This window comes from Pseudomonas sp. FP597, from assembly GCF_030687435.1.
Classification (GTDB): Bacteria; Pseudomonadota; Gammaproteobacteria; order Pseudomonadales; family Pseudomonadaceae; genus Aquipseudomonas; species Aquipseudomonas lactucae.
Genome location: NZ_CP117432.1, coordinates 607019 through 619569, shown reverse-complemented (window position 1 = coordinate 619569; position 12551 = coordinate 607019). Strand labels below are relative to the sequence as shown.

Genomic DNA, 12551 nt, shown 5'->3' with positions numbered 1-12551 from the left:
TGCTTGCGCTACAATCGCCCTCCTTTATCGCCAACATTTGTGCCCAGGAGACCTCACATGCCTGACTTCTCTGGCTTGCCGCTGGTGATCGAATCCAGCGACCTGATCGGTCGCCTTGATGCCGAACACCTGATTCTGGTGGACCTCACCAGCGCCGCCCGCTACGCCGAAGGACATATCCCCGGCGCGCATTTCGTTGACCCCAAACGCACCCAGCTGGGCCAGCCGCCGGCACCCGGCCTGCTGCCCCACAAGGCCGACCTGGAAAAACTCTTCGGCGAACTGGGCCACACACCCGACGCCACGTACGTGGTCTACGACGACGAAGGCGGCGGCTGGGCCGGGCGTTTTATCTGGATGCTCGACGTGATCGGTCACCAGAAATACCACTACCTCGACGGTGGCCTGCTGGCCTGGCTGGACGCTGAGCATCCCGTGTCGACCGACGTACCGGCCGCGCACGGCGGCCCGGTCAGCCTCACGCTGCACGACGGCCCCACCGCCACCCGCGAATACCTGCAAAGCCGTCTCGGCGCCGCCGACCTGGGCATCTGGGACGCACGCGGCCCGCTGGAATACTCCGGTGAGAAGGTGCTTGCCGCCAAGGGCGGGCACATCCCCGGCGCCGTGAACTTCGAATGGACCGCCGGCATGGACAAGGCGCGCAGCCTGCGCATCCGTCGCGACATGCCGCAGATCCTCGAAAACCTCGGGCTGACCCGCGACAAAGAAATCATCACCCACTGCCAGACTCACCACCGCTCTGGCTTCACCTACCTAGTGGCCAAGGCGCTCGGTTATCCGCGAGTCAAAGGTTATGCCGGTTCCTGGGGCGAATGGGGCAACCACCCCGATACCCCCGTTGAGATTTAAGGTTTAAGGACAGTTATGAAAAAGCAGTTGTTTATCCTCAGCCAGTACTTGCTGCCGCACCATTTGCTGTCGCGCCTGGCCGGCTGCATTGCCGAGTGCCGCGTACGCTGGTTCAAGAACGCGTTCACCACCTGGTTCGCCAAGCGCTATCAAGTGGACATGTCCCAGGCCCTGGTGGAAGACGTGACCGCGTACGAGCACTTCAACGCCTTCTTCACCCGCGCCCTCAAGGACGGCGCGCGCCCGCTGGATCAAACCCCAGGCGCGGTGCTGAGCCCTGCCGATGGCGCGGTCAGCCAGCTGGGTCCGATTGAGCACGGGCGTGTGTTCCAGGCCAAGGGCCACAGTTTCAGCGTGCTGGAATTGCTGGGTGGCGATGCGGCCGTGGCGGCACCGTTCATGGGCGGCGATTTTGCCACCATCTACCTGTCACCGAAGGACTATCACCGCGTGCACATGCCATTGGCCGGCACCTTGCGCGAAATGGTCTACGTGCCAGGACGGATTTTCTCGGTCAACCAGACCACCGCCGAAAACGTACCGGAACTGTTTGCGCGCAATGAGCGTGTTGTCTGCCTGTTCGACACCGAACGCGGCCCAATGGCCGTGGTGCTGGTGGGTGCGATGATTGTGGCGTCGATTGAAACCGTGTGGGCTGGCCTGGTCACGCCGCCGAAACGCGAGCTGAAAACCTTCCGTTACGACGAAGCCGCGCGTGCGCCGATTCATCTGGAAAAGGGTGCAGAGTTGGGACGCTTCAAGCTGGGTTCGACCGCAATCGTGCTGTTCGGGCCGGATCAGGTGAAGTGGGCCGAAGAACTGGTGGCCGGTTCGCCTGTGCAGATGGGCCAGGGTATCGCGTTGCCTAAAGCCTGATCTGAAAACTGCAAGGATCAAATGTGGGAGGAGGCTTGCTCCCACATTTTTTTACTGCATTTCTTCAGTTACAACTGACCGTCGCGGTCGCGAAAGCCCAGCAGGTAAAGCACGCCATCCAGCCCCAGGGTTGAAATCGCCTGCTTCGCCGATTGCTTGACCAGTGGCTTGGCGCGAAACGCCACGCCCAACCCGGCAATCGCCAGCATCGGCAAGTCATTCGCTCCGTCGCCGACCGCAATGGTCTGCTCCAGACGCAAGCCTTCCTTGTGAGCCAATTCCTTCAGCAGGTCCGCCTTGCGCTGGGCGTCGACAATCGGCTCCACCGCTACGCCAGTCACTTTGCCGTCCACCACTTCGAGTTCGTTGGCGAACACATAGTCGATACCCAGCTTGGCCTGCAATTGCTTGGCGAAGTAGGTGAAGCCACCGGACAGGATCGCGGTCTTGTAGCCCAGGCGCTTGAGTTCGGCGAACAGGGTTTCGGCGCCTTCGGTCAGGCGCAGGGATGCACCGATGGAATCCAGCACGCTCACATCCAGGCCCTTGAGCAACGCCAGGCGCTCCTTGAAGCTGGCGCGAAAATCCAGCTCGCCGGCCATGGCGCGTTCGGTGATCGCCGACACCTGCTCGCCCACCCCGGCGGCCTTGGCCAGTTCGTCGATGACTTCGGCTTCGATCAGCGTGGAATCCATGTCGAACACCGCCAGGCGACGGTTACGGCGGAACAGCGAGTCTTCCTGGAAGGCGATATCGACGTTCAGCTCCTGGGCCACGCTGAGAAACTCGGCGCGCAGGGCTTGCGGATCGGCCGGTTCACCGCGCACGGAGAACTCGATGCAGCCCTTGCCTTGATCAGCCGGTGTGTCCAGCGGCATGCGGCCCGACAGACGGTCGATATGGTCGATATTCAAACCGTAGTGCGCGGTGATCGAGCTGACGCGCTGCAGCTGTTCAGCCGTGACCTTGCGCGTCAGCAGGGTGACGATGTGGCGTTTCTTGCCCTGACCGGCCACCCAATGCCGATAATCCTGTTCGGACACCGGGGTGAAACGCACCTGCTGATCGAGTTTGTACGCGGTAAACAGAATGTCCTTGAGCACGGACGAGGCCTGCTCGGTGCTGGGAATTTCCACCAGGATGCCGAACGATAGCGTGTCGTGGATCACGGCCTGGCCGATGTCGAGAATGTTCACACCACCCTGGGCCAGGACACCGGTAATGGCGGCGGTAAGACCCGGGCGGTCCTCCCCGGTGATGTTAATCAGGACAATTTCGCGCAAGGCGCACCCCCAGGCTGGAAAAAAACCGCATTCTACCCACTTTCAGTGACCATCGGGCACAGCCAGCGCTTTGCCGGTGTTAGGCCTGTCGCTATACTGCGCGTCAACTTCACGGACCAAGAGCCGAGCTCAAGTGAACCGGCCCACGCCAGTAAAAACCGATAACTTCTTCCTGCTGATCTTCCGGGCACTGCGCCACCGCCGTGTACCGATCGCATTACGCATCGCCAGCCATAACGTGATCCTGGTCGCCCTGGCCCTGGTGATCTACGCCTGTGTGATGGGTTTGCAGTTCAAGCAGGCCATGCATGAGCAAGCCGACGCCCTGGGCGAGAGCCTGACCACCCAGACTGCCACCTCGGCGACTGAGTTGCTGGTGTCCAATGACATCCTCAGCCTCAACGTGCTGCTCAATAACCTGACCAAGAACCCGCTGGTGGCCCACGCCGCCATCTACAGCGTGGACAACCGCATCATGGCCGAAGCCGGGCAGCGCCCGAAGAATGGCCTGCTGGGTGAAGCCGAAGGGTTGTATCAGAGCAACATTACCTTCCAGGATGTTAAAGCCGGTCAACTGCGCATCAGCCTCGACATGCAGCAGTTCCAGCAGCCGATGACCATCAGCCTGCAGAGCATGGGCATCCTCAGCGCGATCCTGCTGGCATTGGCCCTGGCCTTGAGCCTGCGCCTGGGCCGGCATATCTCCACGCCATTGATGCAGCTGCGCATCTGGCTGCGGGATATCGACGAACACACCCCGGCCACCGATCGCCAGGATGAAATCGGCGACCTCGCCCGCCAGCTCCATGCCAGTTTCGCTCCGGAGCCGGTGGTGCCTGAGGTAGAACCCGAGCCCGAGTTCGATGACGGCGACTACGACGAAGCGTTTGAGGTAGAGGACGCTCCGGTGGCCGGCTTGAAGCCCGCTACGCGCAAGGCGTTCAAGGCCGAAGAGGACGAGCCGGACGATGAAGACCCGTTCGCCGACCTGCGCGACACCTCGGCCAGCGCGCCGGCTGTCGCCCCCAAACCGCTGCCGGTCAAGAGCACCGAACCCCAGTACAGTGCCGTACTGGCTGTGCAACTGGGGGCCCAGGACCAACTGCGGCGCCTGCCCCGCGCCCGCCTGACCGAATTGCTCGAGCGCTACCGCGATTGCCTCGACCAGGCCGCCTCGCTGTACCAGAGCGAACTGCATACCCTCAACGATGGCAGCACGCTGATGCTGTTCCACAGTGAAGACAGCGGTGAGGACTACCTGACCAACGCCATCTGCTGTGGCGAACTGCTGCGCGCCCTGGGCCATGCCCTGCAGATTGAAGTGGCCGACAGCGGCATCACCTTGCAATTGCAGCTTGGGCTGACCGTGGGCGATGACCTGTTTGGCATGAGCCAGATAGACCTGCTGCTCACCGAGATCGCCCAGGACGCCCTGGCCCTGTCCCAGCACAGCCGCAATCTGCTACTGGTAGAGCGCAAGATCAGCGAAGACACGCTGATCCGCCAACGCGCGCGCATCCGCCCGATTGCCAGCCCTGAAGGCGCCAGCTGTGTGGAGCGTTTGATGGAACCGTATCCGTCGATGCTGGAGCGGCAGTTGGCGCGGATGCATGAGACCCGCAAGCCCTGAAGCGCAATGAAGGACCAATGTGGGAGGGAGCAAGTCGAATCGTCGCACCGCACCTCCCACCTTTGGATTCCACAAGCCTTAAGTAAATCGTACACAAACAAAAGGCCCGCTGAGTCAGCGGGCCTTTTTTTGTCTGCGTTTCAGGTCAGAACCTGAACACTTCCATATCCGTACGAATCGGTGCAGCCATTGGCATTTTTGGCCTTTGCGGTGCGGCCGGCTTGGCCTGCGCCGGGGCTTGCTTGCGCGGCGCCTCGGCAATCGGCGGCTGGTTGGCCAGTGGCTTGAGGGCCACCGACAACTGTTGCGCCAGATGCTGCAACAGCACGCCCTGGGCCTGGACCTGGGACGCGGTAGTCCCGGCATGCTCTTCCTGCAGGTGCACGATGCGGTTATCACGCACCTGGCCGCGACGGTCGATCAGGCGCCACTGCGCGTCGAGGATCGCCGGTTGCGACTTGCCGGAATCGAGCCGGGTGATGGTCAACAGCACCTGCACATCCGGGCTGAAACCAGTCGGTGCGGGCGCGAGGACGACGCGCTGGCTATCGAGATGGCCAGCGACCTGGCGCAAGACCAACTGGTTGATATCGGACGACAAACTGCCCGCCCAACGGCCATCGGTTGAACCTTGCAGGCTGCCGTCACTCTGACGCTGCAGCAGGGTTTCGCGTTGCAGGTAGTCCGCGACGACCACCGGTCCCAGCAGGACGGCCATGCCGGCAGCTTGTTCTGGCTGTGCCGGACTTCCGCTGTCCAGCTGGTACAGCGACACCGGTTGGTGCGTGCTGCAACCCGCCAGCCCCAGTAGGCCAGCGAGCATGAAAATAAAAGGAAGGCGTGGAGCAGTCATCATCCCATCCAGGTGGCTGCCACAAGGCGAACCACAATGTAATACTAAAAATAACCTAAATACGCTCGGCCACGCCGGCGCTGGAAAGGCCATATCATCCGTGAATATGCGCCATGACTCCAGCGCCAAAGCGTCGATCTACGGGTTAAATCGTAGATCGAGCCCTCTAGTACGCCTTAAACCGGCGTTTCCACCAACAAGGCATCCACCCGCTGGAAGCCCCGAGGCAGTTTGTTACCGCGCCGGCCACGCTCGCCCTTGTAGTGTTCAAGGTCATCCGGGCGCAATGACAGCGTGCGCTTGCCGGCCTGGAGCACCAGGGTCGCGCCTTCCGGGATCACCGCAATGTCGGTCACGTACTCTTCGCGACTGGCCACGCGCTCACCAGGGATACCAATAATCTTGTTGCCCTTGCCTTTGCCCAGTTGCGGCAAGTCACTGATCTTGAACACCAGCAGCCGCCCTTCGGTGGTCACCGACGCCAGCCAATTGCTCTCACGGTCGTCCACCGGCCGTGGCAGGATCACCTTGGCGTTGTTCGGCAGGCTCAACAACGCCTTGCCCGCCTTGTTCTTGGCCTGCAGGTCTTCACCCTTGACCACAAAGCCGTAGCCCGCGTCAGACGCGATCACGTACAGCGAATCATCGTCGGGCAGTAACACACATTCAAAATTCGCCCCCGGCGGCGGCGTGAGCCGCCCGGTCAGGGGTTCGCCCTGCCCTCGTGCAGACGGCAGCGTATGCGCCGGCACCGAATAGCTGCGTCCAGTTGAATCGATAAACACCGCAAACTGGTTGGAACGCCCGGCCGCTGCGGTCTTGAAGCCATCGCCGGCCTTATAGGAAAGGCCGGTGGCGTCAATATCATGCCCTTTGGCGGAGCGAACCCAACCCTTTTCCGACAGAACGACGGTAATTTTCTCGTTCGGTAGCAGCTCGGTTTCCGTCAGCGCTTTCGCCTCTGCACGCTGAACGATAGGCGAACGGCGATCATCACCGTAGGTTTCGGCATCTTTGATCAGCTCGCTGCGCACCAGCTTTTTCAGCTTGGCCTCGCTGCCCAGCAGGGCTTGCAGCTTGGCTTGTTCCTTGAGCAGCGCGTCCTGTTCGTCGCGCAGTTTCATTTCTTCCAGCCGCGCCAACTGACGCAGACGGGTGTCGAGGATGTAGTCAGCCTGGATCTCGCTCAGCTCGAAACGCGCGATCAGTTCGGCTTTCGGGTGCTCGGCGGTGCGGATGATGTGAATCACTTCATCCAGGTTGAGGTAGGCGATCAGCAAACCGTCCAACAGGTGCAGGCGGCGCTCGACCTTGTCCAAACGGAATTGCAGGCGGCGACGAACGGTCTGCACCCGGAACGCCAGCCATTCCACCAGCAGGTTGCGCAAGTTCTTCAACTGCGGCTTGCCGTCGAGCCCGATGATGTTGATGTTGACTCGGTAGCTGGACTCAAGATCCGTGCTGGCAAACAGGTGCTGCATCAGCACTTCGTGGTCGACCCGGCTGTTGGTCGGGATGATCACGATACGGCAGGGGTTTTCGTGGTCGGACTCGTCACGCAGGTCGGCGACCTGCGGCAGTTTCGACGGTTTGGCCTGCATCAACGCGGCGATCTGCTCCAGCACCTTGGCACCGGACACCTGGTGCGGCAGTGCGGTAACGATAATGTCGCCATCCTCGACGTGGTACACGGCGCGCATGCGCACCGAGCCCTTGCCGGTCTCGTACATTTTCAGCAGGTCGGCGCGCGGCGTGATGATTTCCGCTTCGGTCGGATAGTCCGGGCCCTGGATATGCTCGCACAGCTGTTCGACGGTGGCCTTTGGCTCATCGAGCAGGCGCACGCAGGCCGTGGCGACTTCGCGCAAGTTGTGCGGTGGCACGTCAGTCGCCATGCCGACAGCGATGCCGGTGGTGCCATTGAGCAGGATATTCGGCAAACGTGCAGGCAACACCAGGGGTTCGTCGAGCGTGCCGTCGAAGTTCGGGCCCCAGTCGGCGGTGCCCTGTCCCAACTCGCTCAGCAGAACTTCCGAATAACGCGACAGGCGCGCCTCGGTATAGCGCATGGCGGCGAAGGACTTCGGATCATCCGGCGCACCCCAGTTGCCCTGGCCATCCACCAGCGTGTAGCGGTAGCTGAACGGCTGGGCCATCAGCACCATGGCTTCGTAGCACGCCGAGTCGCCGTGGGGGTGGAATTTACCCAGCACGTCACCGACGGTACGCGCCGACTTCTTGTGCTTGGAATCGGCGTCCAGGCCCAACTCACTCATGGCGTAGATGATGCGCCGTTGCACGGGTTTGAGGCCGTCGCCGATATGCGGCAGGGCACGGTCCATGATCACGTACATGGAGTAGTTGAGGTAGGCATTTTCGGTGAAGTCAGCCAGCGACCGGCGCTCTACGCCATCTAAGCTGTCTGCGAGGATGTCACTCATGCGGGCCTCATCAATGTTTGGTCAGGCGCAGCGCAAATGCCGCTGTGCCGGGTCGTGTCAAAAAAGGGATGGCTCATGGCTGGGCGCCCCAGCCACCGGCCGGGGCGGCAAAACGGTAGACCATTGGACGTTTTTCACCATCGGCGCGTGGGCCGAAGTTGTTGTCCAGGCCGATCCAGGCACCGCCGTCATCAATGACCAGCGCCTCGGCCAGGCCGTAGGGCTGATCATATTGGCGTTGGGGTGCGAGCATGTCGGCGGCAAACGACCAGCACCGCTCCACCGCAGCGGTCACGGCATCGCGGCGACACAGTTGGTACTGGCTGCTCTCAAGGGTGAACAACTTGCCCTTGAACAGCGCTACATCGGAGAAATTCCTGGAGATGGCCTTGGCCTTGGGCATCTGGCCAGGCTGCATTTCAATCCCTGCCTCGCTCAGCAACACGCATGGACCGTCGCAATCCCACAGGCTTTGCGGGCGCTTGATCGAGACGAGCCCGCGCCGCTCACGTTCGGCCGCCAGCCAGATCTGGTTACCCTCAGGGTTGATCGCCACGCCTTCGAACAACGCGTTGAAGTGCAATAACAGGCCACTGGCGCGGGCTTCACGCACCATGCCCGGGGCGATTTTCAGCCACTGCGGCGCGCCGGCCATCGGTACCTGCAGCACCGCCGCATGGGCTTCGCTGACGATGTAGCGGTTACCCACGGCATCACAGGTGATGCCTTCAAAATCCAGGTCCCCGCCTCGAACGAACGAGGCAGCCTTGGTGCGCGAGCGCAAGCCCCAGGGCAGCCCGGACTCCGGCACCGGCGGCACATCGATGTTCAGTGCCTGGGCCTGCCAGGTTGCTGTACGGGTATCCAGAAGGTAAATCTGATCGTCATCACGATCAGAAACCGCCCACAACTCATCACCGCACAAGGCCAGGCCCGACAGGTTACCGCCACGCATGCCCTCCACCGGGTGCTCGGCGATCAAGCTGAGCTCGGTCTTGGGCTCGGCGACAACCGGGGCGGTCTCCAAGGCGCAGAACAACAGTATCGCCAGGGCGAAACCGCTGCGCATCAACCCAGCACCTCGGCCAGGTTGCCTTTGGACTCCAGCCAGGACTTGCGGTCAGGCGCGCGTTTCTTCGCCAGCAGCATGTCCATCATTTCCGAAGTGGCGGCAAAGTCCTCCAGTGTCAGCTGCACCAGGCGCCGAGTGTTCGGGTCCATGGTGGTTTCACGCAGCTGCGGTGGGTTCATCTCGCCCAGGCCCTTGAATCGCGTGACTTGCGGCTTGCCGCGTTTCTTCTCGGCCACCAGGCGGTCGAGGATGCCATCGCGCTCGGCTTCGTCCAGGGCGTAGAAAATCTCCTTGCCCAGGTCGATGCGGTACAGCGGCGGCATGGCGACGTAGACGTGACCGGCATCCACCAGCGGACGGAAGTGCTGCACGAACAGCGCGCACAGCAAAGTCGCGATGTGCAGGCCGTCGGAGTCGGCGTCGGCGAGGATGCAGATCTTGCCGTAGCGCAGTTGCGTCATGTCCGCCGCGCCAGGGTCGACGCCGATGGCCACGGCGATATTGTGCACTTCCTGGCTGGCCAGCACTTCGCTGCCATCGACTTCCCAGGTGTTGAGGATCTTGCCGCGCAACGGCAGGATCGCCTGGAATTCCTTGTCCCGCGCTTGCTTGGCGGAACCACCGGCAGAGTCACCCTCCACCAGGAACAGTTCGGAACGCATCGGATCCTGTCCGGCGCAGTCAGCCAGCTTGCCGGGCAGTGCCGGGCCCTGGGTGATGCGTTTGCGCTCGACCTTTTTGCTGGCCTTGAGACGACGGCCGGCGTTGTTGATCGCCAGCTCCGCCAGGGCCAGGCCCAGTTCCGGGTGCTCGTTAAGCCACAGGCTGAAGGCGTCCTTGACCACACCGGACACAAACGCGGCGGCCTCGCGGGACGACAGGCGCTCCTTGGTCTGGCCGGAGAACTGCGGCTCCTGCATCTTCATCGACAGCACGAACGCAATGCGCTCCCACACGTCTTCCGGCGCCAGCTTCACGCCACGCGGCAACAGGCTGCGGTATTCGCAGAATTCGCGCATGGCATCCAGCAGCCCCTGGCGCAAACCGTTGACGTGGGTACCGCCCTGGGCCGTGGGGATCAGGTTGACGTAGCTTTCCTGCACGCTGTCGCCGCCCTCGGGCAACCACAGCAGCGCCCAGTCGACGGCTTCTTTATTACCGGCCAGGCTGCCGCAGAACGGTTCGTTGGGCAGGCGTTCGAAGTCACTGACCGAATCTTCCAGGTAAGAGCGCAGGCCGTCTTCGTAATGCCACTCGACCTTTTCGCCAGTGCCTTTGTCTTCAAAGGTGACCAGCAGGCCCGGGCACAACACGGCCTTGGCCTTGAGCACGTGCTTGAGGCGGCTGATGGAGAATTTCGGCGAATCGAAGTATTTCGGGTCCGGTGCGAAGTACACGCTGGTGCCGGTGTTGCGCTTGCCAACGGTGCCGATCACCTGCAGGTCGGTGGCTTTGTAGCCATCGGCGAAGGTCATCTCGTACTCGTTGCCGTCGCGCTTGACCTTGACTCGCACCAGGGTGGACAGGGCGTTGACCACCGAAATACCCACGCCGTGCAAACCGCCGGAGAACTGGTAGTTCTTGTTGGAGAACTTGCCGCCGGCGTGCAGCTTGGTGAGGATCAGCTCGACGCCCGACACACCCTCTTCCGGGTGAATGTCCACCGGCATGCCGCGACCGTCGTCGGACACTTCCAGGGAGTGGTCAGCGTGAAGAATGACATGCACCGACTTGGCGTGCCCGGCCAAGGCTTCGTCGACGCTGTTGTCGATGACTTCCTGGGCGAGGTGGTTCGGCCGACTGGTGTCGGTGTACATGCCGGGGCGTTTACGCACCGGGTCGAGGCCCGAGAGGACTTCGATGGCGTCGGCGTTATAAGAGCTAGCGCTGGGAGTGGCCATGGGGTCTCGTCGTGAGTCGTTCGATTAAAAAGTGACCTGCGATTTTCAAGGCAATTACAGTGCCGAAAAATCGAAGGATTGGTACTGATCCGCGCCAATGCCGGCAAAGCTCAGAAGCGCCGGCAATTGCTGGGCGAACCCCTGGTAACCATGGTCGCCACCGGCCTGGATACGCAAGGCACAGGCCCGGTAATACTGCTGGGCGAGGCGATAATCCAGGGTTTCATCCCCGGTCTGCAACCACACCTGATAACGCGCGGCATCCTGGGGGGCCGGCACTTCCAGCTCGGCCAGCGCCGTCACATGATCATGCGTCAGCTCCCAGCTTTCATCGGTGTAGAGGTTCTTCTGGGTGCCCAGGTAACCGTCGAACATCCGATGGGGGCTCACCGCCGGGTTGACCAGCAGCGCCTTGAGGCCATGGCGTTCGGCAAGATGGGTTGCATAGTAGCCGCCGAGCGAGCTGCCGACCAGCAGTGGCCGGCCCAGTTGCGCAATCGCGTCTTCCAACTGAGGAATCGCCTGACGGGGATGGTGATGCAGGGCCGGCACACGCAGTTGGTCGGCCAGGCCGAGGGCGTCCATCACGCGGATCAACTGGCTGGCCTTGTTGGACGCCGGCGCGCTGTTGAAACCATGGATGTACAGGATCGAAGCGGACATGCCGGGCTCTCCGTGCTTGCGCCAAAAGGGCGCAGTTTACAGGGATCGGAGCCCTGTGTGACTGATACAACGCCATCGGGGGCAAGCCCCTCCCACATTAATAGCCGTTGCTGCCGTAATCCACGGTGAAGGCGAAGCCTTGGACCCGCTCCACGCCCGTCTCCAACCGCCCGTCGGCATGCAAACGCAACCAGCGATACCCCGGCGCCTGCTCGCTGACCTTGAAGTCTTCACTGCCCGGCGCGAACTGGATGCAGGTCGATGGCGACGCCAGCAGGCGCACGCCGTTGCGTTCGCGGTCGATTTCCTGGTGCACATGGCCCCAGAGCACTGCCCTCACCTGGGGAAAACGGTCGAGTACGGCAAACAAAGCATCCGGATTGCGTAGGCCGATGGGTTCCATCCATGCGCAGCCGATGGACACCGGATGATGGTGAAAACACACCAGATGATGGCGAGCAGGCGCTTCGCTCAACGCCTGGGCCAGCAATTGCAACTGTGAATCCTGCAGGTAGCCCGGCACCGAGCCCGGCACAGCGGAGTCGAGCAGGGTAATGCGCCAGTTGCCCACATCCACCACCGGCTCCAGCAGGTCGCTGTGCACGGCGGCCTGCGCCATGATCTGCGGCTCATCGTGATTGCCGGGAATCCAGCGTACCGGGGCGTCGAGCAGCGCGGTCATCTCGCGAAACCGCTGATAGGAAGCCAGCGTACCGTCTTGGGACAAATCGCCCGTAGCCAGCACCAGGTCGATCTGCGGCTGCTGCTCGCGCACCAACTCGACCGCCCGTCGCAGGCTCTCACGGGTATTCATGCCCAACAGCACAGCGTCGGCCTCGGCAAACAAATGGCTGTCGGACAGTTGCACCAGCAATACCGGTGCATCGGGGTTCACGACGGATACGCTCGGCAAGGCGTTCTCCCAAGGCAATCACAAAATGGAGGTGTGGCGTGATTAT

Annotated in this window: 10 protein-coding genes; 3 read left to right on the top strand and 7 right to left on the bottom strand. The window is 62.1% G+C overall.

Going from position 1 to position 12551, the window contains the following annotated elements; translation table 11 throughout:
- The first annotated feature begins 57 nt into the window (after window positions 1-57).
- Window positions 58-873, top strand: coding sequence for a rhodanese-like domain-containing protein (locus tag PSH66_RS02705; protein WP_141063035.1), 816 nt, complete (start codon window positions 58-60; stop codon window positions 871-873).
- Window positions 874-888: 15 nt separating this feature from the next.
- Window positions 889-1749, top strand: a complete 861-nt coding sequence (gene asd / locus PSH66_RS02700; RefSeq protein WP_003171334.1) for an archaetidylserine decarboxylase — start codon at window positions 889-891, stop codon at window positions 1747-1749.
- A gap of 68 nt (window positions 1750-1817) precedes the next feature.
- On the opposite strand, the gene serB is transcribed toward asd, so the two are convergent.
- Window positions 1818-3032, bottom strand: coding sequence for a phosphoserine phosphatase SerB (serB, locus tag PSH66_RS02695; protein WP_003171331.1), 1215 nt, complete (start codon window positions 3030-3032; stop codon window positions 1818-1820).
- Between the two features lie 133 nt (window positions 3033-3165).
- On the opposite strand from serB, the gene PSH66_RS02690 reads away from it, so the two are divergent.
- Window positions 3166-4662 (top strand): AhpA/YtjB family protein, encoded by a 1497-nt coding sequence (locus tag PSH66_RS02690; RefSeq protein ID WP_003171330.1) that lies wholly within the window; start codon window positions 3166-3168, stop codon window positions 4660-4662.
- Between the two features lie 145 nt (window positions 4663-4807).
- Here the strand turns inward: PSH66_RS02690 and PSH66_RS02685 are convergent, their stop codons facing one another.
- The 6 genes from PSH66_RS02685 to cpdA all read right to left on the bottom strand — a co-directional run bounded on the left by PSH66_RS02685 (window position 4808) and on the right by cpdA (window position 12505).
- The gene (locus PSH66_RS02685; protein WP_042944087.1) at window positions 4808-5515 is read right to left on the bottom strand and encodes a membrane integrity-associated transporter subunit PqiC; all 708 of its coding nucleotides are present in this window, start codon (window positions 5513-5515) and stop codon (window positions 4808-4810) included.
- A 176-nt stretch (window positions 5516-5691) separates the two neighbouring features.
- A complete protein-coding gene (parC, locus tag PSH66_RS02680) occupies window positions 5692-7956 on the bottom strand; it encodes a DNA topoisomerase IV subunit A (protein WP_003171328.1) in 2265 nt (754 codons plus the stop codon).
- 73 nt (window positions 7957-8029) lie between these two features.
- The gene (locus tag PSH66_RS02675) at window positions 8030-9025 is read right to left on the bottom strand and encodes an esterase-like activity of phytase family protein (RefSeq protein ID WP_003171327.1); all 996 of its coding nucleotides are present in this window, start codon (window positions 9023-9025) and stop codon (window positions 8030-8032) included.
- On the bottom strand, window positions 9025-10929 hold the full coding sequence (gene parE / locus PSH66_RS02670) for a DNA topoisomerase IV subunit B (RefSeq protein ID WP_003171326.1): 1905 nt from the start codon (window positions 10927-10929) through the stop codon (window positions 9025-9027). Before parE ends, PSH66_RS02675 begins: the two co-directional genes overlap by 1 nt.
- A 54-nt stretch (window positions 10930-10983) precedes the next feature.
- Window positions 10984-11592 carry a YqiA/YcfP family alpha/beta fold hydrolase gene (locus tag PSH66_RS02665; protein ID WP_003171325.1) on the bottom strand — a complete coding sequence of 203 codons (609 nt, stop codon included), beginning with the start codon at window positions 11590-11592 and terminating at the stop codon, window positions 10984-10986.
- A gap of 97 nt (window positions 11593-11689) precedes the next feature.
- On the bottom strand, window positions 11690-12505 hold the full coding sequence (cpdA, locus tag PSH66_RS02660) for a 3',5'-cyclic-AMP phosphodiesterase (RefSeq protein WP_003171324.1): 816 nt from the start codon (window positions 12503-12505) through the stop codon (window positions 11690-11692).
- Between the last annotated feature and the right edge of the window lie 46 nt (window positions 12506-12551).

What these genes read in the sequence shown, in the direction of transcription:
- PSH66_RS02685 (WP_042944087.1), bottom strand. Translation starts at nt 5,515, where the DNA reads ATGACTGCTCCACGCCTTCCTTTTATTTTCATGCTCGCTGGCCTACTG.
- asd (WP_003171334.1), top strand. Translation starts at nt 889, where the DNA reads ATGAAAAAGCAGTTGTTTATCCTCAGCCAGTACTTGCTGCCGCACCAT.
- PSH66_RS02675 (WP_003171327.1), bottom strand. Translation starts at nt 9,025, where the DNA reads ATGCGCAGCGGTTTCGCCCTGGCGATACTGTTGTTCTGCGCCTTGGAG.
- PSH66_RS02665 (WP_003171325.1), bottom strand. Translation starts at nt 11,592, where the DNA reads ATGTCCGCTTCGATCCTGTACATCCATGGTTTCAACAGCGCGCCGGCG.
- parE (WP_003171326.1), bottom strand. Translation starts at nt 10,929, where the DNA reads ATGGCCACTCCCAGCGCTAGCTCTTATAACGCCGACGCCATCGAAGTC.
- PSH66_RS02705 (WP_141063035.1), top strand. Translation starts at nt 58, where the DNA reads ATGCCTGACTTCTCTGGCTTGCCGCTGGTGATCGAATCCAGCGACCTG.
- parC (WP_003171328.1), bottom strand. Translation starts at nt 7,956, where the DNA reads ATGAGTGACATCCTCGCAGACAGCTTAGATGGCGTAGAGCGCCGGTCG.